This is a genomic window from Allokutzneria multivorans (genome assembly GCF_039537405.1).
In the GTDB taxonomy this organism is placed as follows: Bacteria; Actinomycetota; Actinomycetes; order Mycobacteriales; family Pseudonocardiaceae; genus Allokutzneria; species Allokutzneria multivorans.
In genome coordinates this window covers 1006777-1028492 of record NZ_BAABAL010000005.1, presented here as the reverse complement: position 1 = coordinate 1028492, position 21716 = coordinate 1006777, and the positions used below count along the sequence as shown (strand labels likewise).

Here is a 21716-nt window from a genome sequence, read left to right as displayed (position 1 = left end):
AGAAAGACCTTGATGACACGGGTTTATAACCGAGGGTAATGATCATGGAAAGGTCGATGGAAAAGGCCCCTAAATCGCCCCCAAACGGACACATCCGGCGTGACTCAGATTACTTAGGTAACCTAAGATAACTGGTTAGGATGCCGAAGTGACTTCCGCGGCAGAACTGGCGCGCGCACTGCGCCCCCTGGTGTTCCGGCTCTACTCGGTCGTGCGCAGGCAGACCCCGCAGGAGTCGCTCAGCCTGACCCAGAGCTCCGTGCTCGGAATGCTCTCCCGCCGCCCGTACCGGATGAGCGCGCTCGCCGAGCAGGAAGGCGTCCGGCTGCCGTCGATGACCGAGCTCGTCGGCCGCCTCGAACGCATGGGACTGGTGGAACGCGAGCGCGATTCGGAGGACGGCAGGGTCACGACGGTCAACATCACACCGATCGGTCAGCGGCTCTCCGACGAGCTCGCCGCCGCCAGGGACGAGTTCCTCGCGGAGCGGCTCTCCGCGCTGGACCAGGAAGATCTGACCAAGATCAACGCCGCCCTGCCCGCCCTCTACCGGCTCGTGGTCCAGCCGCCCCGTGACCTGGACAGGTCGTGACAGTCCGACCACGCAGGGCCAGTTGGTGAAGAGTTCACTCAGAGGTCTTTCATCGCACGCTCATCGGGCTTAACGTCACCGCGTTCCCCAGCTGACGATATGGAGGTCCGCGTGTCGGTAGAACGCGACGGCCGGCGAATGCTCCCCATGCTGCTCCCCCACCTGGGCAGCCGGGCAGCGGTGACCTGCGAGTACCGCTGCAACAACCAGTGCGCACACGACGCGCCCAACGTCTCCGAGAACGAGTACTTCGCCGATGTGGCCCGCAGGGCGCTCTCCCGCAGGGGCGCGCTGAAGGCGGGTGCGGCGCTCGCGCTGACCACGGCGGGCACGGCCGCCCTCGCGGGCACCGCCGCCGCCGCTCCCGGCATCGACGTCGACCTCGACGTCGACGTGGACCTGGAGGCCCGCCTGGGCCGCAGCGTCGCCGGGCTCGACTTCAAGCCCGTCCAGCCCAACGAGCTGGACGCGGTCGTCGTGCCGGAGGGCTACGAGCAGCAGGTCCTGATCCGCTGGGGCGACCCGGTCATCCCCGGCGCGCCGAAGTGGGACATCGACAAGCAGTCGCCCGAGGCCCAGGCCAAGCAGTGGGGCTTCAACAACGACTACTGCGCTCTGGTGCCCATCCCCGGTGAGCACGACAAGTGGTTCATGGTCAGCAGCCACGAGTACTCCAGCGAGCAGTACATGTTCCGAGGCTGGGACCCGAACAACCCCACCGAGCACCAGACCAGGACCGCCTGGGAGGCGCACGGGCACTCCGTCGTACGGGTCGAGCGCAACCGCCGCACCAACCGGCTGGAGGTCAAGCTCGACCCGAAGTACAACCGCCGGATCACCATGACCACGGCCTTCGAGGTGCGCGGCCCGGCGGCGGGCTCGAAGTACCTCAAGACGCCCGCCGACCCGACCGGTCGCAAGGTCTTCGGCACCATGAACAACTGCTCCGGCGGCCTCACCCCGTGGGGGACGATCCTCTCCGGCGAGGAGAACATCCACGGCTACTTCGGCAACGCCGACAAGGTGACCGACCCGAAGACGCTGGAGCAGATGAAGCGCTACGGCGTGACCAACAAGGTCACCACCCGCAAGTGGGAGCGCTTCGACTCGCGCTTCGACCTGGCCAAGCAGGTCAACGAGCCGAACCGGTTCGGCTGGATCGTGGAGATCGACCCGTTCGAGCCGGACCAGCCGCCGATCAAGCGCACCGCGCTCGGCCGGTTCAAGCACGAGGGCGCCAACGTCATCGTCAACCGCGACGGCCGCGTCGTCGCGTACATGGGCGACGACGAGCGCTTCGAGTACATGTACAAGTTCGTCTCCGACGGCAAGTTCATGAAGGGCCACAGCAAGCGGGCCCGCGCGCACAACAAGACGCTGCTCGACACCGGCACGCTCTACGCGGCCAAGTTCACCGGCAACAGCCCGGCCGCCGAGATCGACGGCTCCGGCAAGCTGCCCAAGGACGGCAAGTTCGACGGCCGCGGCGAGTGGCTCCCGTTGGCGCACAACGACAAGTCCTTCATCCCCGGAATGACCGCGGAAGAGGTCTACGTCTTCGCGCGCATCGCGGCCGACAAGGTCGGTGCCACCAAGATGGACCGCCCCGAGGACGTCGAGCCGAGCCTGAAGACCGGACGCATCTACGCGGCGCTGACCAACAACAGCGAGCGCGGACCGGCTGGCAAGGAAGTCGCCACCGAGGTCAACCCCAGGCACAGCAACAAGAACGGCCAGGTGCTGGAGATCGAGGAGGACCGCCGCGACAACACCGCGACGCGCTTCTCCTGGAACCTGCTGCTGGTCTGCGGTGACCCGAAGGCGGCCGACACCTACTACGGCGGCTTCGACAAGTCCAAGGTCAGCCCGATCTCCTGTCCGGACAACGTCGCGTTCGACCCGTACGGCAACCTCTGGGTCTCCACCGACGGCAACGCGCTGGACAAGAATGACGGCCTGTTCGCGCTGCCGCTGGAGGGCAAGGAGCGCGGCCACGTCAAGCAGTTCCTGACGGTGCCGATCGGCGCGGAGTGCTGCGGCCCGATCATCACCGAGCGGCACGTGCTCGTGTCCGTGCAGCACCCCGGCGAGCTCGACGGCGCCACCGTCGAGAAGCCCGCCTCGCACTGGCCGGACGGCGGCACCAGCCAGCCGCGCCCGTCGGTCGTCGCGGTGTTCAAGAAGGACGGCGGCCGTATCGGTCGCTGATCTGCTCGCCCAGCAAGGAGAAGGGGCACCCTCCACTGTGGAGGGTGCCCCTTCTCGTTCCGCCGCGTCAGATCCGTACGCAGGGACGGTCGATCATGTGCGCGCCGACCCACGCCTCACCGCAGGCCCAGGTGCTGCGGTCGAAGTCCTGCCCGACCCTCCAGAACTGGTTCTTGGAGTTGTCCGCCCAGCGGCTCCAGTCCGCGATGAAACCGTGCAGCTTCGCGGGCTCCTTGTTCACCGTGGACACCGTCATGTCCACGACCCTGGCGTAACGCGACCACCGGTAGTCGATCCGGACCGCGACGCAGACCCCGTGACCGCAGTGCGAGCGCACCTCCTCCGCCGCCGAGGCGGGAGCGGCGGCGAGCGTGGTCATGGTCGCGGCGGCGGCGCTCACCAGCAGAGCGGCACCGATTCGCTTCAACATCGAATATCCCCCAACAGGTTTGTGTCCTTTGTGGATAGACGACGGAGTTGGGGGACCTCAAGCATTTCGCGGATCTTGACAACGTCGGCGCCCGATCGTGGGACCGGTCCCGGCTGCGATCCCTAACGTCCGGGAGGTGAACCACGCACACGACGTTCCCCGTCCGGCCCGGCCCGCGACAGTCACCGCGGCAGTCACCTGCTGGGCGGTTCTCGGCGGGCTGATGGCCGTCCTCGGGTTCCTCCAGCCCCCCATGTACTTCTTCACGATCATGTGGTGGGCGCTCAGCGCGTCCGTACTGGTGGGCGCGGTGAAGCTGCGCGCGGGCTTTCGCGGCCCCAGGTACGGGTTCAGCATCGTCGCGGTCGCGATGCTGGTCACCACCACGGCCGTGTCCGCCATGCCCGGCGCGGGCGGCGTCCGAACGACGCTCCTGATCTTGATCACCGCAGGCTCCGCCATAGCCACCGTGCTCGTGTGGCTTCCCGCGACCAGCCGATACATCCGCTACGTGCGGCTGGGTCGCTGACGCTTCAGCACGAGCACCACCACGGCGGAGAGCACCATCGCCCCGCCGACCACCCACATGCCCGCGCGCTGCGTGCCGGTGAGGTCCGAGAGCGCTCCGGTGATGTACGGCGCGGCGAAGCCGGAGAGGTTGCCGAGCGAGTTGATCAGCCCGATGGCTCCGGCCGCCGCGACGCCGGACAGGAACGTCGTCGGCAACGCCCAGAACGTGGGCATCGCCGAGCACACGCCGACCGCGCACACCGTCACGGCGATCATCGCCGCCACCGGGTTGCCGAGGTAGAGCGCGACCGGGATGGCCAGTCCGCCGATGAGCGCGGGCAGCGCCACGTGCCAGGTCCGCTCTCCGGTGCGGTCGCCGTGCTTGGCCCAGAGCACCATCACCACGGCCGCGACCGCGTACGGCACGCTGTTGATCAGGCCGCGCTCGATGACCCCGTACTTCGTGCCGAACTGCTGCTCGAAGCCCGCGATGATGGTCGGCAGGAAGAAGCTCAGCGCGTACAGGCCGTACACGATGCCGCCGTAGACCACGGCGAGCGCGAGGATGCGCGGGCTGGTCAGCGCCTTCTTCAGGGTCCACCCCGCGTGCGCGTCCTGAGTGGCCTTCTCCTCGGCGGCCAGGGTCGAGCTCAGCCAGTCGCGCTCCTGCTCCGTCAGCCACTTCGCCTCGCTCGGCCGATCGGTGAGGTAGAACCAGGTCGCCACGGCCAGCAGCAGCGCGGGAAGGCCCTCGGCGAGGAACATGAACCGCCACCCGGTCAGCCCGAAGATCCCGTCGCCGTAGCTGATCAGCAGGCTCGACACGGTGGCGCCGATCGCGCTGGAGATCGGCACGGCCGCCATGAACAGCGCGACGACGCGGGCGCGCTCCGACGCGGGGAACCAGTACGTCAGGTACAGGATGATGCCGGGGAAGAAGCCCGCTTCGGCGACGCCGAGCAGGAAGCGCAGCACCAGCAACGTGGTCTCGTTGGGGATGAACGCCATCGCGGTGGCGATCACGCCCCAGCTGGCCATGATCCGCGCGATCCACCTGCGCGCGCCGAAGCGGTGCAGCGCCAGGTTGCTCGGCACCTCCAGCAGCAGGTAGCCGATGAAGAACACCCCGGAGGCCAGCCCGAACGCGGTCGCGGTGAGCCCGAGCTCCTTGGTCATCCCGTTCGGCCCGGCGAAGCCGATGTTCACCCGGTCCAGGTAGTTGATGAAGTACAGCAGCCCGAGGAAGGGCACCAGCCGCAGCGCGACCTTGCGCATCACCCGGGACCGGAGAACGTCGGTGTCCATCGCGACATCCCAGGTCAGCGCGGCCGATCCGTCAACCCCCGTAGGGTCAGGCGCATGGACTCACGACCTGTTGCGTTGGTGACCGGGGCGACAAGGGGTATCGGCCGCCGCGTCGCCGAGCTGCTCGCGCCCAGCCACCACCTGCTGCTCGGCGGGCGGGACCTGGAGGCGCTGCACCAGTTCGCGCGCTCGCTGCCCGACGCGCGGCCGTGGCCCGTCGAGCTCACCGACTCGGCGGCGCTCGCGGCGGCCACCTCCGGCATCCCCCGCCTGGACGTGCTCGTGCACAGCGCGGGCGTGTCCTCGCTGGGCACCGTCGCGGAGACGACCGTGGCCACCTGGCGCAGGACCATGGAGGTCAACGTCATCGCCGTCGCCGAGCTGACCCGCCTCCTGCTGCCCGCACTGCGCTCCGCCCAGGGCCACGTGATCGTGATCAACTCCGGCGCCGGGCTGCGCGTCAACCCCGGCTGGACCGCTTACGCCGCGAGCAAGTTCGCACTCCGGGCGTTCGCGGACGGCCTGCGCGGCGAGGAGCCCTCGCTTCGGGTGACCTCCGTGCACCCCGGCCGCACCGCCACCGACATGCAGCGCGGCGTGCGCGAGGCCGAGGGCGGCGCCTACGAGCCCGACAAGTACCTCCAGCCCCAATCCGTCGCGGGCGCGGTCTTCATGGCCATCACCGCCCCCCGCGACGCCCACCTCACCGACCTGGTGGTCCGCCCCGACCCCCGCCTCTGACCCCCACGTTGAAGCCCTGAACGACCCGTTCAGTGCGCTCAACGCACCAAACGACCCGTTCAGGGCTTCTAACGCACTAAACGACCCGTTCAGTGCGTTCAAGTACCCAAACGACCCGTTCAGGGCGAAAACGGCGTCAGCTGGCGATGCGGTCGGCGATGCGGCGGACTTCGGCCTGGGCCTTGGCGCGGTCGACGCGGGTGGGCTCGTGGTCGGCGATGACGTGCTGGCCGGCGACCCACACGTCGGTGACCTGGCTGGCCGCGGCGGACCACACGAGGTTGGACAGCAGTTGCACGTCGGGGGCGTCGGTGCCGCGCGGGAAGGCGGGGCTGTCGACGTCAACGTGCACGACGTCGGCCCAGCGACCGGGCTCCAGCGAGCCGATGTCGGAGCGGCCGACGGACGCGGCGCCGTCGCGGGTGGCGAGCAGCAGCGCGCGCGGTGCGGTCAGCGCGGCGGCGTCACCCCGGTCGAGGCGGGCGAGCAGCGCGGCGAGGCGGACCTCGTCCCAGACGTCGAGGTCGTCGTTGCTCGCGGGGCCGTCCGTGCCGAGGCCGACGCGGACGTTGGCGCCCAACAGGTCCAGCAACCGCGCGGTGCCCGACGCGAGCTTCGCGTTGGAGTTCGGGCAGTGCGCGACGGCGACGTCGTAGCGCTGGAAGATCTCGATGTCGGAGTCGGAGAGGTGCACGGCGTGCGCGGCGAGCACGCGGCCACCGAGCGCCCCGATCTTCTCGAGCAGCTGCGGCACGGAACCGTGCTCCGCGCGCTGCTTCGCGTCCTCCGCAAGGGTTTCCGCGACGTGGATGTGCATCAGCGCGCCGCGGTCTCGGGCCAGCTGGGAGATCTCCGCGATGGCCTCGGGCGGCAGCGTGTAGGCGGAGTGCGGGCCGTAGCCCACCTCGATCCGCTCACCGGGGCCGAAGCGCAGGCCGTCGGTGTCGATCCACCGCGTGGTCTCCTCGGCGAGCTGCTGCCAGGTGCCCAGCCGCTCCAGGCCGGGCGCGGACAGGATGCCCGGGGTGAGCAGCACGCGACCGCCGGTGTCGAGCACCGCCTGCGCCATGTGCTCGCCGTGGAAGAACATCTCCACGCTGGTGGTCACGCCCGCGCGCAGCATCTCCACCGAGCCGAGCAGCATGCCGTCGTAGGAGTCGCGGTCGATCATCTTGGCCTCCGACGGCCAGATCGCCTCGGTCAGCCAGCGCATCAGCGGCAGATCCCCGCCGAGCCCGCGCAGCGGCATCATCGGCGTGTGCGCGTGCGTGTTCACCAGGCCCGGCATCAGGATCCCGGTCAGCTCGCGCAGCTGAGCGCCCTCGGGCAGCTCCGGCGCGGCCACCGACGGTCCACAGTGGACGATCCGGCCGTCCGCGTCGACGTCGACGACGGCGTCCCGCAGGACGGAGCACTCGGGGTCACAGGGCAGGACGACGGGGGCCTTCAGGCGCAGCGATACCAACATGGACGGATACTGCCAGGCGGCCCCCGGCTATTCCGCCCTCGCCCCCTCCACCGGCCGCTCGGCGGTCAGCTCGTCGATGGCCTCCTGCACCTCGACGTGCGTCGTGGGCTCGGGGCGCGGGTTGTCCAGCACGCAGCGCAGCCCGGCGACCTGGTCGTGCCAGGCGCGCTGGTCCTTCCGGAACACCGGCGTGAGCAGGAAGAACACGAAGGCGAGCGTCCCGGCCAGCGCCACGCTGAGCACCAGCTCGTTGCGGGTCAGGCCGTAGGTCTGCGCGATGGCGAAGCGGTCCATCACCTCGAGCACGGTCGGCCCGAAGACGACCACCACCGAGACCAGCAGCACGAGCATGCCGAACGGTCCGAACACCTCGCGCACGACCAGCTTGGCCAGTCCCGGCGGATCGCCGTCGACCGTGCGCACCTTGAACTTCAGCAGCTTGCCCGCGGGCGTGTAGCCGTCGGCGAGAAGCGGGCACAAAACACGGATCACCACGAAGATCGCCAGCATCGCCCACAGCGAGTTCGCCGCGGAGCTGTCAAGGCCGACCCGCGAGACGAGCAGCCCGAAGCCGAACAGGAGCATGTCCAACCCGTAGGCCACGATCTGCCTTGGCAGCCCGACCGCGTCGAGCTGGGCCCTGACCTCGTTGGCGGGCAACACCTTCGGCACGATCAGCGCGGCCGGGGCGATCACCCCGCCGAGCGTGGCGCCCAACGTGTTCGCCATCAGGTCGTCCACGTCGAAGAGCCGGTACGGGCACGGGTAGACGCCGAGGTTGCCGGTCACCTGGATGATCTCCACGGCCAGCGAGGCGAGGAACCCGGCGACCACCACCCACCGCAGCTTCAGCCCGTAGGCCTTGCGCAGCAGCACGCCCAGCGGCACGAACAGCGCGACGTTGAACGCGAAGGACAACATCGACTTGCTGGTGATCGCCGAACCGAAGCCGCTCAGGTTCCGCTTGGTCATCTCCGCCTGGATGTCGGCGATGAACTGCAACGGCACCCACTGCGTCGTCTGGAGCCCCTGCTTGCACACGCTGGCGATCGGCGGGAACGGCATGAACACCAGCGCCAGCACGACGAGGGCGTAGAGCAGCGCCGCGTAGAGCACGAAGGAACGGCGCGGCTCCACCCGGCCGAACCGGAAGTAGTGGAAGGCGACGACCGGGATCAGCAGCGCGACACCCGCGACCAGGAAGTACAGCAACCCGGTCTGGATGCTCTGCAAGTACAAGGGGGACACGACTGACCATTCTGCGGGCCGGGGCGGAGGACGCTCATCATCCGGATGGCTGGCGTCCCCCCGCTTTTCGGCCAGGAATGACCCCGTCGGGGACCCCCGTAAACCGTTGTAAGCCTCAGGAGCTGCCGAGGCGCTGGCGCAACAGCGCGGCGAGCCGGCTGCCGTGCTGCGGTTCGGTGGCCTCCATCGACCCGGCGGGGAACTTCTCGGGCGCACCCTGCCGCGCGCGCTGCGCGGTGTCGGGGTCCACGCGGAAGGCCGGTCGGTTGCCGCGTGTGCGCTGCCGGTTGCGCAGCCACGCCAGCCGGTGCTGGGCCTCGGCGTGGTGGTCGGTGATCGTCATGCCCTCGCTGTCGAAGGAGTGCAGCACCGCGCGGTTGAGCTCGACGACCGCCCGGTCCCGCCACAGCGTCCGCTCGCTGGAGGTGTCGAGGCCGAGCCGTTCGGCCACCTCGCGGGCCACGCCGTAGCCGCCCTCGTCGGCCAGGCTCCTGGTGCCGATCTCCGCGCCGACGAACCAGCTGTTGACCGGCGCGGCCGGGTAGTCGACGCCGCCGATGTGCAGCCGCATGTTGGCGATCACCGGGACGGCGTGCCAGCGCAGCCCCAGCTCGCCGAACCACGTCAGCTCGGGGTGGGTCAGTTCCACCTCGCGCACCACGTCGGCGGGCACGGAGAAGCAGTGCGGCCCCTCGTCGTAGGTCTCCACCACCAGCGGCAGCGGGTCGAACCGGCCGCGCGGCTCCGGCGGCTGCCACCCCATCCGCGTGACGGCCTCGGTGAAGTCGGCGTAGCGCGGGTCGCCCGTGACGCGCCCGGACTTGTCGCGGTGGCCCGCGTAGCGGACGAGCTGCTCGTTCCAGATGCACGGTCCCGGCCGGTCCGGCGTGTCCGGCGCGAACACGGTGATCAGCGGGTGCACCTTGCCGTTGGCGGTGGCCAGGCGCAGGTGCTCGAAGCACTCCGTGGCGACCGCGGCCGTCTTGCGCACCCCGCGCAGGTCCCGGACCTTGAGCCGGCGCCACGGCAGCCCGCTGGTGCACCAGCCGCTGTCGCGCAGCGCGACGCGGGCGCCGTAGGCCAGCTCGGCCGGTGTGTGCCGGTACGTGCCCGTCTTCTCGATCTCCGCGCGGACCTGTGTCAGGCGCTTCCCGAGCGGACCCGCGTCGGAGTGCGAGTCGTGGAACATGCGCAGGAACTCTTCGGCGGCGGCGATGTCAGTGATCCGCCCGGACGGGTTCCCCGAACCCGTCGAGAGGGTGATCAGCTCGTCACGGAGTGCGGTCACGGGCGGGAACCGTACTCGGAAACGCCCGTGACTCGTCACTACCAGATGGGGCAAAGTCCCAGGTCAAGGCTTCCCACTCGATCGTGGCCAGCGCAACGCAGCGTGCGCACTCGGCATGATCAACAGGAGACTTGACTACCCGTCAGGGTGATACGCGCTGGCGCTTCACGCCTCAGCGGAAACCTGAACGCGTTCGAAGAAAAGGTCCCTGGAGATCCGTCCCTCGACCCGGGCGCGCTGCTCGAACTTGGTCACCGGGCGGAAGTCCGGGCGGGGCGCCCAGCCGTCGTGCTGGTTGCGCAGCGACGGCTCGGCCGAGCACACCTCCAGCATCTGGTCGGCGTAGTGCTGCCAGTCGGTGGCCATGTGGAACACCCCGCCGGGCGCGAGCCGCGACGCGACGAGCGCGACGAACTCCGGCTGCACGATGCGGCGCTTGTGGTGCTTGGTCTTCGGCCACGGGTCCGGGAAGTACAGCCGCACGCCGTGCAGCGAGTCCGGTGCGACGTGGTCGTGCAGCAGCCGCACCGCGTCCCCGCGCAGCAGCCGCAGGTTCTTCAGGTCGTGCTCCTCGGCCCGCAGCAGCAGCTGGGACAGCCCGGGCTTGTAGACCTCGGCCGCGACGTAGTTGATCTCCGGGGCGTCCCGCGCGAGCAGCGAGGTGGCCTCACCCATGCCGGAGCCGATCTCCAGCAGCACCGGGGCGCGCCTGCCGAACCAGGCGTCGAAGTCCAGTGGGCCCTCGGGCAGCTCTTCGACGTGCTTGCCGAGATCGGCCCAGTACTGGTTCCACGCCCTGTCCTGGCCGACCGTCTGCCGCTCGCCGCGCTGGACGTAACTCACGATCGTCCGCCAGTGCGACGGACGCTGCTCGCTGGAGGTCACGCCCACGATGCTGTCATTGCCGCCCAGCAGCTCAGACGCCGGGTTTGACCTGCGTCTCCCAGAAGCGGTGCACGACGTCGGCGGCCACTCCGGAGCCCTCCTCGGACTCGACGACGCCGCACAGCTTTCCGCCGGTGTCCAGGTAGATCGTCGTCGACGCCCGCACCGCGGCGACCGTGTAGTCGCGCCAGGTCCCCGAGCGCCCCGCCCCGCTCCACGTCCCCTCGCCGCCCGGCTGCGCCGCGATCGCGAAACTGCTGGCGAACGTCGTGCAGGCGCCCGCCGTGTCGGTGGCGAAGAAGCTCGCGAACATCGGGCGGTCCTGCCCGTCCACCTTGTACTCGCACTGCACCTTCGTCCGTGCCCTGAGCACCAGGTCGACGGTGGGCGAGGAGTACGTCTTGCAGCTCTGCGCGCGGTCGACGGCCTTGCCCGCGAACTCCCGCAGCTCAGCGTCGGTGCCGAACGGCGCGTCCTTGTCACCGGCCGGAACGTTCGGCGAGGACGAACGGCTGGGTGTGCCGGGGTTGCCAGGATCGCTCGGCAGAGTGCCCCGGCCGCCGTTGACGATCATCAGCACCGCCACGACGGCCAGCGCGCCGAGGCCGAGCACGCCCATCCCGATGCCGACCAGCTTGCCCCGGTTGCGCCTGGGAACCGTGGACTGGCCCAGCGGCGGCATGGACATGCTCAGCGCCGGGGACGGGACAGGCGGTGTCGGCGGCAGCGGCTGCGCGCGGTGCCCGACGTAGCCCGGGTGCCCGTGCTGGTGCGGGTAGCGCTCCTGCGGGTCGGTCGCGTCCTGCATCGGCGGAATGGACAGCGCGCCGACGACGACCGTGCTCTCCGGTGACTCGACGGCGACCGGCAGCACGCCGAGCCGGTCATTGATCACCTGAGCCACCAACGGCATCCGCGTCCCGCCGCCGACCAGGTAGATCCCGGCGAAGCGCGAGCGGTCGAGCCCCGAGGACGCGATCGTGCCGCTGAGCATCGACACCGTGCGCTCGATCCCGGGGCGCACCAACGCTTCCAGCTCAGCGCGCGTGACGTGCGCGTCCGGAAGCGGATCGGGAAGCGGGATGTCGGTCTGCGGGTAGCGCGACAACGCCTCCTTGCCCGCGCGGATGTCGTCGGCGAGGGTGCGCGCGGCTCGGCGAGCGGCAGCGGTCCCCGGGCGCCGGATCTCTGTCCACAGTGGATGGTCGCGGTCCACGGTCGCGCGCACGTGCTCGGTCAGCGCCTGGTCGAAGTCGGTCCCGCCCACGTCGGACAGCCCTGCCTCGGCGAGCACCTGCCAGTCGTCCTGGCCGATGCGCTGCACCACGGCGGTGTCCGTCGTGCCGCCGCCGAGGTCGTAGACCACCAGCGCCTGGCCCGGAGCGACGACCGCCCCGTTCTCCGCGAAGTGCGCCGCCGCCGCGACCGGCTCGGCCAGCAGCTGCACCGGGCCCGCCCAGCCCGCGGCTCGCGCGGCGGCGCGCAGCGTGTTGCAGCGGATCAGCCGCCAGTCGGCGGGATGGGTCAGCACGACGCGGTCCGGCTCCCCGCCGAGCTGCCTGCGCGCCTCGTCGGCGACCCGGCGCAGCACCGCGGCGATCAGCTCGACGACGGGGATGACCCGGTCACCCAGCAGCACCTCGACGTCGTCGATGCGGCGCTTCGGGTTGGGCTCGTAGCGGCTGGGGTCCAGCCGGGCCTGCCGCTCGGCGTCGCGGCCCACCACCAGCTGCCCGTCCGGGGCGAGCCACACCGCGGAGGGCAGCACCGGCCAGCCGTCGACCGCGAGCAGCCTGGGTGGCAGGCCGGGCGCGGTCCGCACAGCGGCGACGGTGTTGGAGGTGCCGAAGTCGACCGAGAGCTCGCGCACCCGGCGACCGTACCCGGCGGGTCGCGCGCTCTCGAACTACCAGCTCTCGAACTCCGAGATCCGCGCGCGCAGGTCGAAGGGACCGGCCAGCGCGACCGGCTGGACGATGTCGTTGGCGTTGACCTGGGCCGGGAGCACGTCCACCCAGCCGCGGTGCCGGTCGGTGAGCCGCACGGTGATCGGCTGGTAGACGCCGCTGTCGGAGGGCTCGTACTCCCAGTAGCCGTCCTCGCCCTCGTTCACCCACGGCACGTAGGCCCAGCCGGGGCGACCGGAGAGCAGCTCGTGCACCCCGTCCTCCAAGGTGAACCCGGCCTCGCGGTGCAGCAGGTCACCCCGGCGCACCGCGCGCAGCCACCACGGGGCGGCCGCGTCCGGGGACACCGCGGCGACCTCGCGGTAGAGGGTGAGCACCTGGCGCTCGGGGGCGCGGTGGATCCAGGCCCTGCGGCTGTCGGCGGGGCTGCGGGAGAGCTCGGCGGCGCCGCTGCGGGAGAGCGCCATGGACCACTCCAGGCCCAGCACCGAGGAGACCCGCATGCCGGAGAGCCCGGACGGGGGCTGTCTGCCGATCACCATGCGCCGCTGCTCCGGCGTGCCCGGGCGCGGGGTGCGGACTGCGTCGTGCGCGTTCAGAAGCGGTTCGGTCATGGGTCCACCGGTTCTTCTGCGTGACCGCGACGCGGGCGCCGTTGCCGGCCGTCGTGGTGCCGCTCGTGGGGTGGCCCGGTGCGGGTCACGCATCGGGTCTGCGCAAGTGGCGACCGCGCGACAACCCGTCGCTCACGATCGCGCCGTGCTCTCGAAACTACCGCGTGGAGATCACTTTCGCCTTCGCTCATCCGGCGTATCCCGACCGGCAAACACCGCTTCGACATAGCGCCGGAGGAGCCGTTTGTGCAGCTCAGCTCCATAAGAATCCGATCTCGAACCGGTGTCACGTGCTTGTGCGCCGGTTCACGAGCTCTTGACGCGATCCACACGTTCAGCGCAACCCGCGTGTGGTCTCGACAACACCCCGGGGTTGGTCTTTTCTGAGTCGATGGGAACTCGCACGGTGGAACTACCGCGGATAGTCGGTGGCGTCGTGGTGGGAGTCGACGGGCTGAAGTCCGCCCGTGCACTGCGCACGGCCATCGAGGAAGCCGACCGACGGGGCTGCGCGTTGCACGTGGTCCGTGAGTGGACGTTGCGCACCGCGCCGCGCCCGCCCAGCTGTCCGCCCGGGTCGGTGCCCGCGCTGTCGGAGTACGAGACCTGGCTCGCCGAGGTCACCGACAAGCTCGCGCGCAAGCAGCTCGGGGAGAACCAGAACCTGGAGATCCACGTGCACGTGGTGCACGTCCGCTCGCCCGAGGCGCTGCTCGCGATGTCGGAGGCGGCGGAACTGCTGGTCATCAGCCACAGCGGCGGGCGCTCACCCGGCCCGGTCGCCGACCAGTGCGTCCGGGGCGCGAAGTGCCCCGTGCTGGTGGTGCGGCCCGATCCGTGAGCGAGCCGCCGGCCGAGGGCCGGGCCGGCCCCCGAAGGCAGCCCGGACCTCGGCATCGGTGTGTCCGCTGAACGGCGCACCGCGTGCGTCGGGCTCCACCATCGCCGCTGGCCGCGCCCACCGCGTCCGCCTGGGGTCTGGCATGTGCCTCAGCTCGTAGGAGTACGGCGTTCGCCCTAGGCTCGGCGAATGTCGCATGCGAAGCCCGTTGAAGGCTGGTGGAAGGAGTTCGTCGGCGCGCTGCCCGCGCGGACCGGCAAGCTCGCGGTGGTGCGCAAGGACGGCTCGCCGCACGTCGTGCCCGTGTGGGTCGCCGTCGACGGGGACGAGCTGGTCTTCATGACCGGCAAGGACACCGTGAAGGGCAAGGCGATCGCCAGGGACGGCCGCGTCGCGATCTGCTTCGACGACGAGCGCCCGCCGTTCGACTTCGTCACCGTCGTCGGGACCGCCACCACCAGCGAGGACCAGGAAGCGTTGCTGCACTGGGGAACCCGCATCGCCGCGCGCTACATGGGCGAGGACCTCGCCGAGCAGTACGGCAAGCGCAACGCCGTGCCGGGAGAACTCCTCGTCCGCGTGCGCGTCGACAAGCTCATCGGCGCCCGCAACGTCGCCGACTGACGCACGGCGGCAGTGCTGGGCTCAGGCGTCGCCGGGGCGGACCAGGCCGGTCTCGTAGGCGAGCACCACGGCCTGCACGCGGTCGCGCAGGTCGAGCTTGGACAGGATGCGGCCGACGTGGGTCTTCACCGTGGCCTCGGAGAGGAACAGCGTCTTCGCGATCTCGGCGTTGGACATGCCCTTGGCGACCAGCACCAGCACCTCGCGCTCGCGCTCGGTCAGCACCTCCAGCACGGCCGCGTCGCGCAGCTGCCCGGACTCCGGCGCGCCGAGGAAGCGCTCCAGCAGGCGGCGGGTCACGCTGGGGGAGACGACCGCGTCCCCGCTGGCCACCGCGCGCAGCGCCGAGACGAGGTCGGCGGGCGGGGTGTCCTTGAGCAGGAAGCCGCTGGCGCCGTTGCGCAGCGCGGCCAGCACGTACTCGTCGAGGTCGAAGGTGGTCATCACGAGCACCTTGGAGCTGCCGTCGCCGGTGATCCGCTTCGTCGCCTCGACCCCGTCCAGCAGGGGCATCCGGACGTCCATCAGCACGACGTCGGGCTGGAGCTTGGCGGCCAGCCGCACGGCGGCGTCGCCGTCACCGGCCTCGCCGATGACCTCCAGGTCCTCCTGGGCGTCGAGCACCATGCGGAACCCCATGCGCATGAGCTCTTGGTCGTCCACCAGCATCACGCGAATCACGAAGGCGAGCTTAGAGCGCCCCGTCCGCCATGGGCAGGCCAGGGAGGATGAGATTCGTGATGAACGCGATCAGCGCACCGGGTTGGGCCCGGTCGGCCGAGGGGTGAGCGGCAGCAGGGCGTTCACCCGCCACCCGCCGCCCTCGCGCGGGCCCGCGTCCAGCGTCCCGCCGTAGACCGCGGCGCGCTCGCGCATGCCGATCAGCCCGTTGCCGCCGGTGACCAGGTCGCCCGGGGTGCCGAAGCCGTCGTCGAGCACCTGGACGGTCACCGCGTCCTCGCGCCGCTCCACCCGCACCGTGGCCATCGCGCCCGGTCCGGCGTGCTTGAGGATGTTGGTCAGCGCTTCCTGGACTATCCGGTAGATGCCGAGGCCGACGCCGGTCGGCAGCTTGTCCAGGTCCCCGGTCAGCTCCAGCTCGACCGGCAGCCCGACCGAGCGGACCTTGTCCACCAGCTCCGTCAGCTGCCCGGCGTTGGGCTGCGGCACCATCTCCGGGTTCTCGTCCTCCGCGCGCAGCACGCCGAGCAGCCTGCGCAGCTCGTTCAGCGCCTGCCGCCCGGTGCTGGCGATGGTCTTCAACGAGCGCTCGGCGATCGCGGGTTGGTCCTTGATCACGAAGCTCGCGCCGTCGGCCTGCACGATGATCACGCTCACCGCGTGCGCGACGACGTCGTGCAGCTCGCGGGCGATCCTGGTGCGCTCCTGGGCCACCGCGATCTTGGTCTGCTGGTCGCGCTCCAGCTCCAGCATGCGCAGCCGCTGCTCCACCTCGGCGTGGTAGGCCCGTCTCGCCGCCACGAACTCGGCGAGCAGCCAGCAGAAGGCGGGCAGCGCGACCGACCAGAAAACGTTGATCAACAGCCATTCCACGGCATCGGGGGCGTTCGGGTTCTCGTTGTAGGCGCGGCTGATCAGCAGCGCGCTCTGGGCGAGGGAGAACACCAGGTAGGCGGCGGCGACCTTGCGGTTGCCCAGCAGCACCAGGGTGTAGAGCGCGATGAACATGCCGAACTCGGCGACCCTCGGCAGCGAGAGGTCGTCGGGGTGGGTGAAGATCCGCAGCACCGCGCCGAAGGCGATGATCGACGCGGCGAACACCGGCTGGCGGCGGCGGATGATCAGCGGGCAGAGCAGCAGCGCGCCGACGGAGTAGTAGTTCTCCGGGGAGACCTTGAAGATCTCCCAGAGCAGCACGTCGAGCAGGATCAGGAACGCGACCATGATCGTGTCGCCCACCAGGGGGTGGGTACGCAACCACAGACTGAGCCGCCGCACGCTCGTGAGGTTAGGTAAGCGACCCCGGCGCGGCGTCCCTCCGAGGTCTGACATTTGCTCACGCTTCGGCGAGGCCCGTGACCTGGCGGTTATCCGCCCGGCGTCCGCCGAGCGGGCGATCATGGCACGATGCTGTTCGCTCGTAGTGGGGGTGAACTGGTGACTGGGAGCGAAGGGCACTGGCCGGGACCGTTGTCCGCGGCCGTCGCCAACCTCTGCCAGCGGTTGCAGCCGCAGGTCGGCCCGCGCACCGCGGCGGGGTTCCGCGAGGTGCTGCGCAGGCTGAACGCGCCGTTGCAGGTCGCGGTGGCGGGACGGATCAAGTCAGGCAAGTCCACGCTGGTCAACGCCTTGATCGGGCGCCGCGTGGCACCGACCGACGTCGGCGAGTGCACGCGCCTGGTGACCCGGTTCCAGTACGGGACGGTCGACCGCGTCGAGGTCGTCTTCACCGACGGCCGCAAGCAGGTGCTGCCCTTCGACAACAGCGGCACCATCCCGCCGGAGCTGGGCGTGGACATCAGCACGGTCTCGCACCTGGAGGCCTACCTGACCAACGCGGTGCTCCGTGACCTCACCGTGATCGACACTCCAGGGCTCGGCTCGCTGGACGCCGCGTCGGTCGCCCGCACCGAACAGCTGCTGGGCGCGGCGGCCGAGGCCGAGCCGGAGGTGGCGGCGCAGTCCGACGACCTGGACCCGGTGTCGCGCAACGCCGTCGCGGGCGCCGAGGCCGTGCTCTACGTGGTGACCCAGGGCGTGCGCGCCGACGACCAGCAGGCGCTCGCCGCCTTCACCGCGGCGACCGCGAGCCGCGAGGCCGGGCCGGTCAACGCGATCGCCGTGCTGAACAAGGCGGACACGGTCGTCGCCGACACGGTGGAGGGCTCCGGCGGGGACGTGTGGAAGGCCGCGACGCTGCTCGCGGAGAAGCAGGCGCTGAGCCTCAAGCCGAGGGTCGCCGACGTGCTCCCGGTGATCGGCCTGCTCGCCGAGACCTCGGAGACCGGCGGGTTCACCTCGGCAGACGCCGACGCGCTGCGCCAGCTCGCGCAGCTCGACGACGCCAGCCGGATGACCATGCTGATGTCGGCCGACCTCTTCGTCGCGTGGGACTGCCCGGTCTCGGCAGCCGTGCGGACGCGCCTGCTGGAGAAGCTCGACCTGCACGGGATCGCCGTCGCGCTGCACGCGGTCGACGCCGAGCCCGCGATCACCGCCGGAGCGCTGCGCCGCACGCTGCTGGACTCCTCCGGCCTCGCGGGCGTGCGCGGGCGGATCGACGCCGTGTTCCGCGCGCGCTCCGACGGCATCAAGGCGGCCGCCGCGCTGGCGTCGGTGACCGCGCTCGCGCAGGCCAGCGGCGACCCCGGCGAGCGGCAGCGCGTGCACGACGCGATCGAAGTGCTGCTCGCCAAGCCCGAAGCGCACCAGCTGCGCCTGCTCGAAGCGCTCACGCTGGTCACCTCGGGCGCCGTCGACATGCCGGTCGACCTGACCGAGGAGGTCATCAGGGTCGGCAGCGGCGGCGGGGTGGACGCCCAGCTGGGGCTGCGGGGACGGCCGAAGCAGGAGCTGGAGGCGTACGCGCTGGAGCGGGCGGGCTGGTGGCGCTCGTTCGCCTCCTTCGGCGCCACTCCCGGGCAGAGCCGGGTCGCGCACGTGGTCCACCGGGCCTACTTCCTGCTCTGGCAGCAGATCCGCGAGGGAGGCTGAGAAGAATGTCCGGTGCGGAAGGAACCGAGCACGGCGAGGGCTCGTCAGAGACCGACATGGGGTCTTTGGTGAACCCGGACAACGCCGTTCTCGACGTCACCGAGGACGACTCGCGCCGCAAGCTGGTCCAGCTCTGTCTCTACGCGCACGACCGCGCGCGCAGTGCGGGGGTCGCCGACCGGATCGAGCACGGCCTCGCCGACGTCGGCGTCCTCGCCGTGCGTCCGGACGGGGAACGCTTCGACCCCGCGCACCACGAGGCGGGCGGCACCCTGCCGACCGACGACCCGAACCTCGACGGCGTCATCGCCGAGACCGAGGTCGTCGGCTTCACCGACAACGGCCGCTCGTTGCGGCCGCCGATCGTCACCGTCTACACCAGGCGAAGCGGAGCAAGCGAAGCGTGAGCACTCCCGGCGTGCCCCTGTCCAAGCTCGTCGGGCAGACCCTGGAACGAGTCGTCGACCTGCTCCGCGAGTCCGACGCGGAGGCCGCCGACTGGGTCCGCTCCACTCGCGAGGCCGCGCGGGCGGTCCCCTCCGTCGTCGTTGTCGGTGAGACCAACCGCGGCAAGAGCTCGCTGGTCAACGCGCTGCTGGCGATGCGGAGCGTCTCGCCGGTCGACGCCGACGTGGCGACCGCGACCTACCTGGTGATCAAGCAGGGCGAGGAGTGGGCGGGGCGCGCCTGCTACGCGGGCCAGGTCCCGCCGGTCGAGTTCCCTATCGACGAGCTGCACCACTGGGTCTCCGTGCGGGCCGAGCTGCCGGAGGGCCAGCTCCCGCCGCGCTACGTGGAGATCGAGGCGCCGATCCCCGTGCTCCGCTTCATGTCCATCGTGGACACTCCGGGCGTCGGCGGGCTGGACTCGATGCACGGCGAGCTCGCCGCCGAGGCCGCCGCCAACGCCACCGCGCTGCTGTTCGTCGTCGACGCCTCCGCCCCGCTGACCGCGGGCGAGCTCCGCTTCCTCCAGGACGTCGGCGAGCGCGTCGAGACCGTCCTGTTCGCGCTCACCAAGACCGACCAGCACCGCGGCTGGCGCCAGGTCCTCGAAGCCAACCGCCAGCTGCTGCTCGAACACGCGCCCCGCTTCGCCGACGCGGACTTCCACCCGGTGTCCTCGCGGCTGTTCGAGCTCGCGGGCACAGCGCCGAGCGAACAGGCCGCGACCATGCTGCGCGAGCAGTCCGGCATCGCCGCCCTGCAGAGCGCCCTCCAGCGCGTCGTCGTCGGCAGCGCCGCGATGCTCGGCGAGGCCAACGCGCTGCGGACCTCGGTCACCGCGCTCGCCGAGGCGCAGGCCAGGTTCCAGGCGGAGCAGCGCGCGCTGAGCACCGGTGAGGCCGAGGCCGACGCGCTGCGCGCGCGCCGCGACGAGCTCAACACCGAGCGCCGGTCCTCCACCAGGGGCTGGCAGCTCAAGCTGCGCGGTGACATCCAGCGCACCAGGGTCGAGTGCGGCCACGAGGTCAGCAGGCAGATGCGCGACGTCTCGTCGTGGTTCCGCCGCCAGACCGACGCCGCCGACCGCGAGGCGCTGGCCAACCTCCCCGCGCAGGTGGACGCCGCGCTGCAGATGGTCTCCGGCCGGATCAGCGTGATGCTCAGCCAGCGCCTGGACCGGGTGGCCACCACCGCGCTCAGCGAGTTGTTCTCCGCGGAGGAGCTGGCCGTCATCCGCGCGCAGTTCGCCCGCGCCGGTCAGCCGCCCGTGGTGCTGCGCCCGCCGGAGCGCCGCCCGCCGACCTCCGAGGACAAGCTCCTGGTGTTCATGGGCGTCTCCGGCGGACTCGGCCTCGGCCGGGCCGTCGCGATGATGCCGCTCGCCGGGGTCGGCGTCGCGCTCAGCAGCGCCATCGTGCTGCCCGCGACCATCGCGATCGGGCTCGGCGCCGGGTGGTGGATGGCCCGCACCCGCAAGCACGCCGCCGACAAGCAGCACTTCAAGCAGTGGATCACCGAGGCGATCGCCGACGGGCGCTCCACCATGGACCAGCTCGTCTCCGAGCAGCTCATCGAGGCGGAGCAGCAGCTGACGCTCGCACTGGACGACGCCCTGCTCAAGCGCGTCACCTCCATCGAGGAGGAGCTGCGCGAGGTCGACAGGGCGCTGCGGCTGGACGCCGAGGAGCGCGGACGGCAGCTCCAGGTGGTCAACCGCCGCCTCGCCGACGCGGGCGGCGCCCTCCAGCGCTGCGAGCAGCTGCTCGGCCTGATCCGCCAGCACCACCGCCAGGCCGAACCCACCGAGGCCGCGCCCGCCTGAGCCGCTCGTCAGGGTGAGCGGGAGGGTCCGTGCTTTTCGTGGGAACCGGGGCGGCCTACCTTGAGTCTCACCTGTAGTCAACGAACGAGTTCGGATGGGGGGATTCCCGGTGTACATCGAGGAGACCGGTGGGACCGACGGCGACATCAAGGTCAACGTCGACGGCGACGAGTACACCGCCGAAGCCACCAGTGACCTGAACAACGACGGCATCGAGGACACCGCGATGGTGGCCACCGACGACGGCTACCTGAGCTTCACCGACACCGACCACGACGGCAAGGCCGACGTGATGCGCACCCTGAACGAGAAGGGCGACGTCGTCAGCTCCGCCAAGTTCGACGGCGCGACCGGCGAGTGGGTCTCGGAGAAGGGCGGCGGTCGCGGGCCGGACGACAAGTACGGCGTCTACGGCGCGGGCTCGGGCATGGTCGTGCACGGTCCCGACGGCGACCACCGGGTCGAGGGCCAGCTCGTCGACACCAACAACGACGGCAAGGGCGACACCGTCACGGTGACCGACCACCAGGGCAACACCGTGATCTACGCCGACACCGACGGCGACGGCGACGCGGAGCTGTCCACCACGATCACCAAGGACGGCCAGGTGGTCGTCAAGGAGAACACCAAGGGCAGCGACTGGGTGGTCGTCGAGCAGGAGAAGCTCGGCGCGACCGGCGGGGGCATCGGTGGCGGCGGCGAGGCGCCGTCCGAGCCCGGTGGTGGCGGGTTCTCCACGGCGGCCGAGAGCTGGGGCCTGAGCGAGGAGGCCGAGACCGTCGAGCGGCCCAGCGAGACCAAGACCATCAAGGTGGACCCGACGAGCGGCCAGTGGGTCGGCGACACCGGCCTCCCGCCGAACGCGCCCTCCCCGCAGGAGCCGCGCTGGAAGTAGCCGTTCGCGGCGACCGGCCCCGCCATCCCGATCAGGGAGGGCGGGGCTTTTTGTTGGCCTTCGCAACGAGAAGTTCGTTTCGTCGCGTATCGCACACGTGACCAACATCGCCCCCGATGTGACCGAGCACATTTGGCCGTCACCCGTTTACCGGCGCCCATTCGGGGCTGAATCGATTCCCTGATCGGTTATGTGAGGGAACCGACAACAGGCATG

At 70.7% G+C, this 21716-nt stretch carries 20 protein-coding genes; 10 read left to right on the top strand and 10 right to left on the bottom strand.

What is annotated here, in order from left to right; translation table 11 throughout:
* The first annotated feature begins 148 nt into the window (after positions 1-148).
* Positions 149-592 carry a MarR family winged helix-turn-helix transcriptional regulator gene (locus tag ABD798_RS08835; RefSeq protein ID WP_344872501.1) on the top strand — a complete coding sequence of 148 codons (444 nt, stop codon included), beginning with the start codon at positions 149-151 and terminating at the stop codon, positions 590-592.
* 138 nt (positions 593-730) lie between these two features.
* Entirely contained in the window at positions 731-2800 is a 2070-nt protein-coding gene (locus tag ABD798_RS08830) for a PhoX family protein (protein WP_344872943.1), read from the top strand.
* Between the two features lie 67 nt (positions 2801-2867).
* On the opposite strand, the gene ABD798_RS08825 is transcribed toward ABD798_RS08830, so the two are convergent.
* The gene (locus ABD798_RS08825) at positions 2868-3230 is read right to left on the bottom strand and encodes a hypothetical protein (protein WP_344872499.1); all 363 of its coding nucleotides are present in this window, start codon (positions 3228-3230) and stop codon (positions 2868-2870) included.
* Between the two features lie 136 nt (positions 3231-3366).
* Between ABD798_RS08825 and ABD798_RS08820 the strand changes: the two genes are divergently transcribed.
* Entirely contained in the window at positions 3367-3759 is a 393-nt protein-coding gene (locus ABD798_RS08820) for a hypothetical protein (RefSeq protein WP_344872497.1), read from the top strand.
* Here the strand turns inward: ABD798_RS08820 and ABD798_RS08815 are convergent.
* A complete protein-coding gene (locus tag ABD798_RS08815) occupies positions 3738-5045 on the bottom strand; it encodes an MFS transporter (protein WP_344872495.1) in 1308 nt (435 codons plus the stop codon). The genes ABD798_RS08820 and ABD798_RS08815 overlap by 22 nt on opposite strands.
* Positions 5046-5099: 54 nt before the next feature.
* Here ABD798_RS08815 and ABD798_RS08810 point away from each other — a divergent pair, with 54 nt between their 5' ends.
* Positions 5100-5786, top strand: a complete 687-nt coding sequence (locus ABD798_RS08810) for an SDR family oxidoreductase (protein ID WP_344872493.1) — start codon at positions 5100-5102, stop codon at positions 5784-5786.
* Between the two features lie 136 nt (positions 5787-5922).
* On the opposite strand, the gene ABD798_RS08805 is transcribed toward ABD798_RS08810, so the two are convergent.
* The 6 genes from ABD798_RS08805 to ABD798_RS08780 form a co-directional block, all read right to left on the bottom strand.
* The gene (locus ABD798_RS08805; protein WP_344872491.1) at positions 5923-7254 is read right to left on the bottom strand and encodes an amidohydrolase family protein; all 1332 of its coding nucleotides are present in this window, start codon (positions 7252-7254) and stop codon (positions 5923-5925) included.
* Between the two features lie 27 nt (positions 7255-7281).
* On the bottom strand, positions 7282-8502 hold the full coding sequence (locus tag ABD798_RS08800) for a VanZ family protein (protein ID WP_344872489.1): 1221 nt from the start codon (positions 8500-8502) through the stop codon (positions 7282-7284).
* A 115-nt stretch (positions 8503-8617) separates the two neighbouring features.
* Positions 8618-9790 carry a nitric oxide synthase oxygenase gene (locus ABD798_RS08795; RefSeq protein ID WP_344872487.1) on the bottom strand — a complete coding sequence of 391 codons (1173 nt, stop codon included), beginning with the start codon at positions 9788-9790 and terminating at the stop codon, positions 8618-8620.
* 165 nt (positions 9791-9955) lie between these two features.
* Complete coding sequence (gene trmB, locus ABD798_RS08790; RefSeq protein WP_344872485.1) at positions 9956-10675, bottom strand: tRNA (guanosine(46)-N7)-methyltransferase TrmB; 720 nt, start codon at positions 10673-10675, stop codon at positions 9956-9958.
* 31 nt (positions 10676-10706) lie between these two features.
* Positions 10707-12545 (bottom strand): Hsp70 family protein, encoded by a 1839-nt coding sequence (locus tag ABD798_RS08785; protein WP_344872484.1) that lies wholly within the window; start codon positions 12543-12545, stop codon positions 10707-10709.
* Positions 12546-12581: 36 nt separating this feature from the next.
* On the bottom strand, positions 12582-13196 hold the full coding sequence (locus tag ABD798_RS08780; RefSeq protein ID WP_344872483.1) for a hypothetical protein: 615 nt from the start codon (positions 13194-13196) through the stop codon (positions 12582-12584).
* A gap of 391 nt (positions 13197-13587) precedes the next feature.
* Between ABD798_RS08780 and ABD798_RS08775 the strand changes: the two genes are divergently transcribed.
* The gene (locus tag ABD798_RS08775; RefSeq protein WP_344872481.1) at positions 13588-14037 is read left to right on the top strand and encodes a universal stress protein; all 450 of its coding nucleotides are present in this window, start codon (positions 13588-13590) and stop codon (positions 14035-14037) included.
* Positions 14038-14226: 189 nt separating this feature from the next.
* Positions 14227-14661, top strand: coding sequence for a PPOX class F420-dependent oxidoreductase (locus tag ABD798_RS08770; protein ID WP_344872479.1), 435 nt, complete (start codon positions 14227-14229; stop codon positions 14659-14661).
* Between the two features lie 21 nt (positions 14662-14682).
* On the opposite strand, the gene ABD798_RS08765 is transcribed toward ABD798_RS08770, so the two are convergent.
* Both ABD798_RS08765 and ABD798_RS08760 read right to left on the bottom strand, forming a co-directional pair.
* Positions 14683-15342: a response regulator gene (locus tag ABD798_RS08765; protein ID WP_086818661.1), complete on the bottom strand. Its 660-nt coding sequence runs from the start codon at positions 15340-15342 to the stop codon at positions 14683-14685.
* Between the two features lie 69 nt (positions 15343-15411).
* Entirely contained in the window at positions 15412-16674 is a 1263-nt protein-coding gene (locus ABD798_RS08760; protein ID WP_425549179.1) for a sensor histidine kinase, read from the bottom strand.
* Positions 16675-16749: 75 nt separating this feature from the next.
* Here ABD798_RS08760 and ABD798_RS08755 point away from each other — a divergent pair, with 75 nt between their 5' ends.
* The 4 genes from ABD798_RS08755 (at position 16750) to ABD798_RS08740 (ending at position 21500) form a co-directional block, all read left to right on the top strand.
* Positions 16750-18336 (top strand): dynamin family protein, encoded by a 1587-nt coding sequence (locus tag ABD798_RS08755; RefSeq protein ID WP_344872474.1) that lies wholly within the window; start codon positions 16750-16752, stop codon positions 18334-18336.
* A 5-nt stretch (positions 18337-18341) separates the two neighbouring features.
* Positions 18342-18743: a nucleotide exchange factor GrpE gene (gene grpE, locus ABD798_RS08750; RefSeq protein ID WP_344872472.1), complete on the top strand. Its 402-nt coding sequence runs from the start codon at positions 18342-18344 to the stop codon at positions 18741-18743.
* Entirely contained in the window at positions 18740-20605 is a 1866-nt protein-coding gene (locus ABD798_RS08745) for a dynamin family protein (RefSeq protein WP_344872470.1), read from the top strand. The genes grpE and ABD798_RS08745 overlap by 4 nt, the downstream gene beginning before the upstream one ends.
* A 94-nt stretch (positions 20606-20699) precedes the next feature.
* Positions 20700-21500 (top strand): DUF6802 family protein, encoded by an 801-nt coding sequence (locus tag ABD798_RS08740; protein WP_344872468.1) that lies wholly within the window; start codon positions 20700-20702, stop codon positions 21498-21500.
* Positions 21501-21716: the final 216 nt, after the last annotated feature.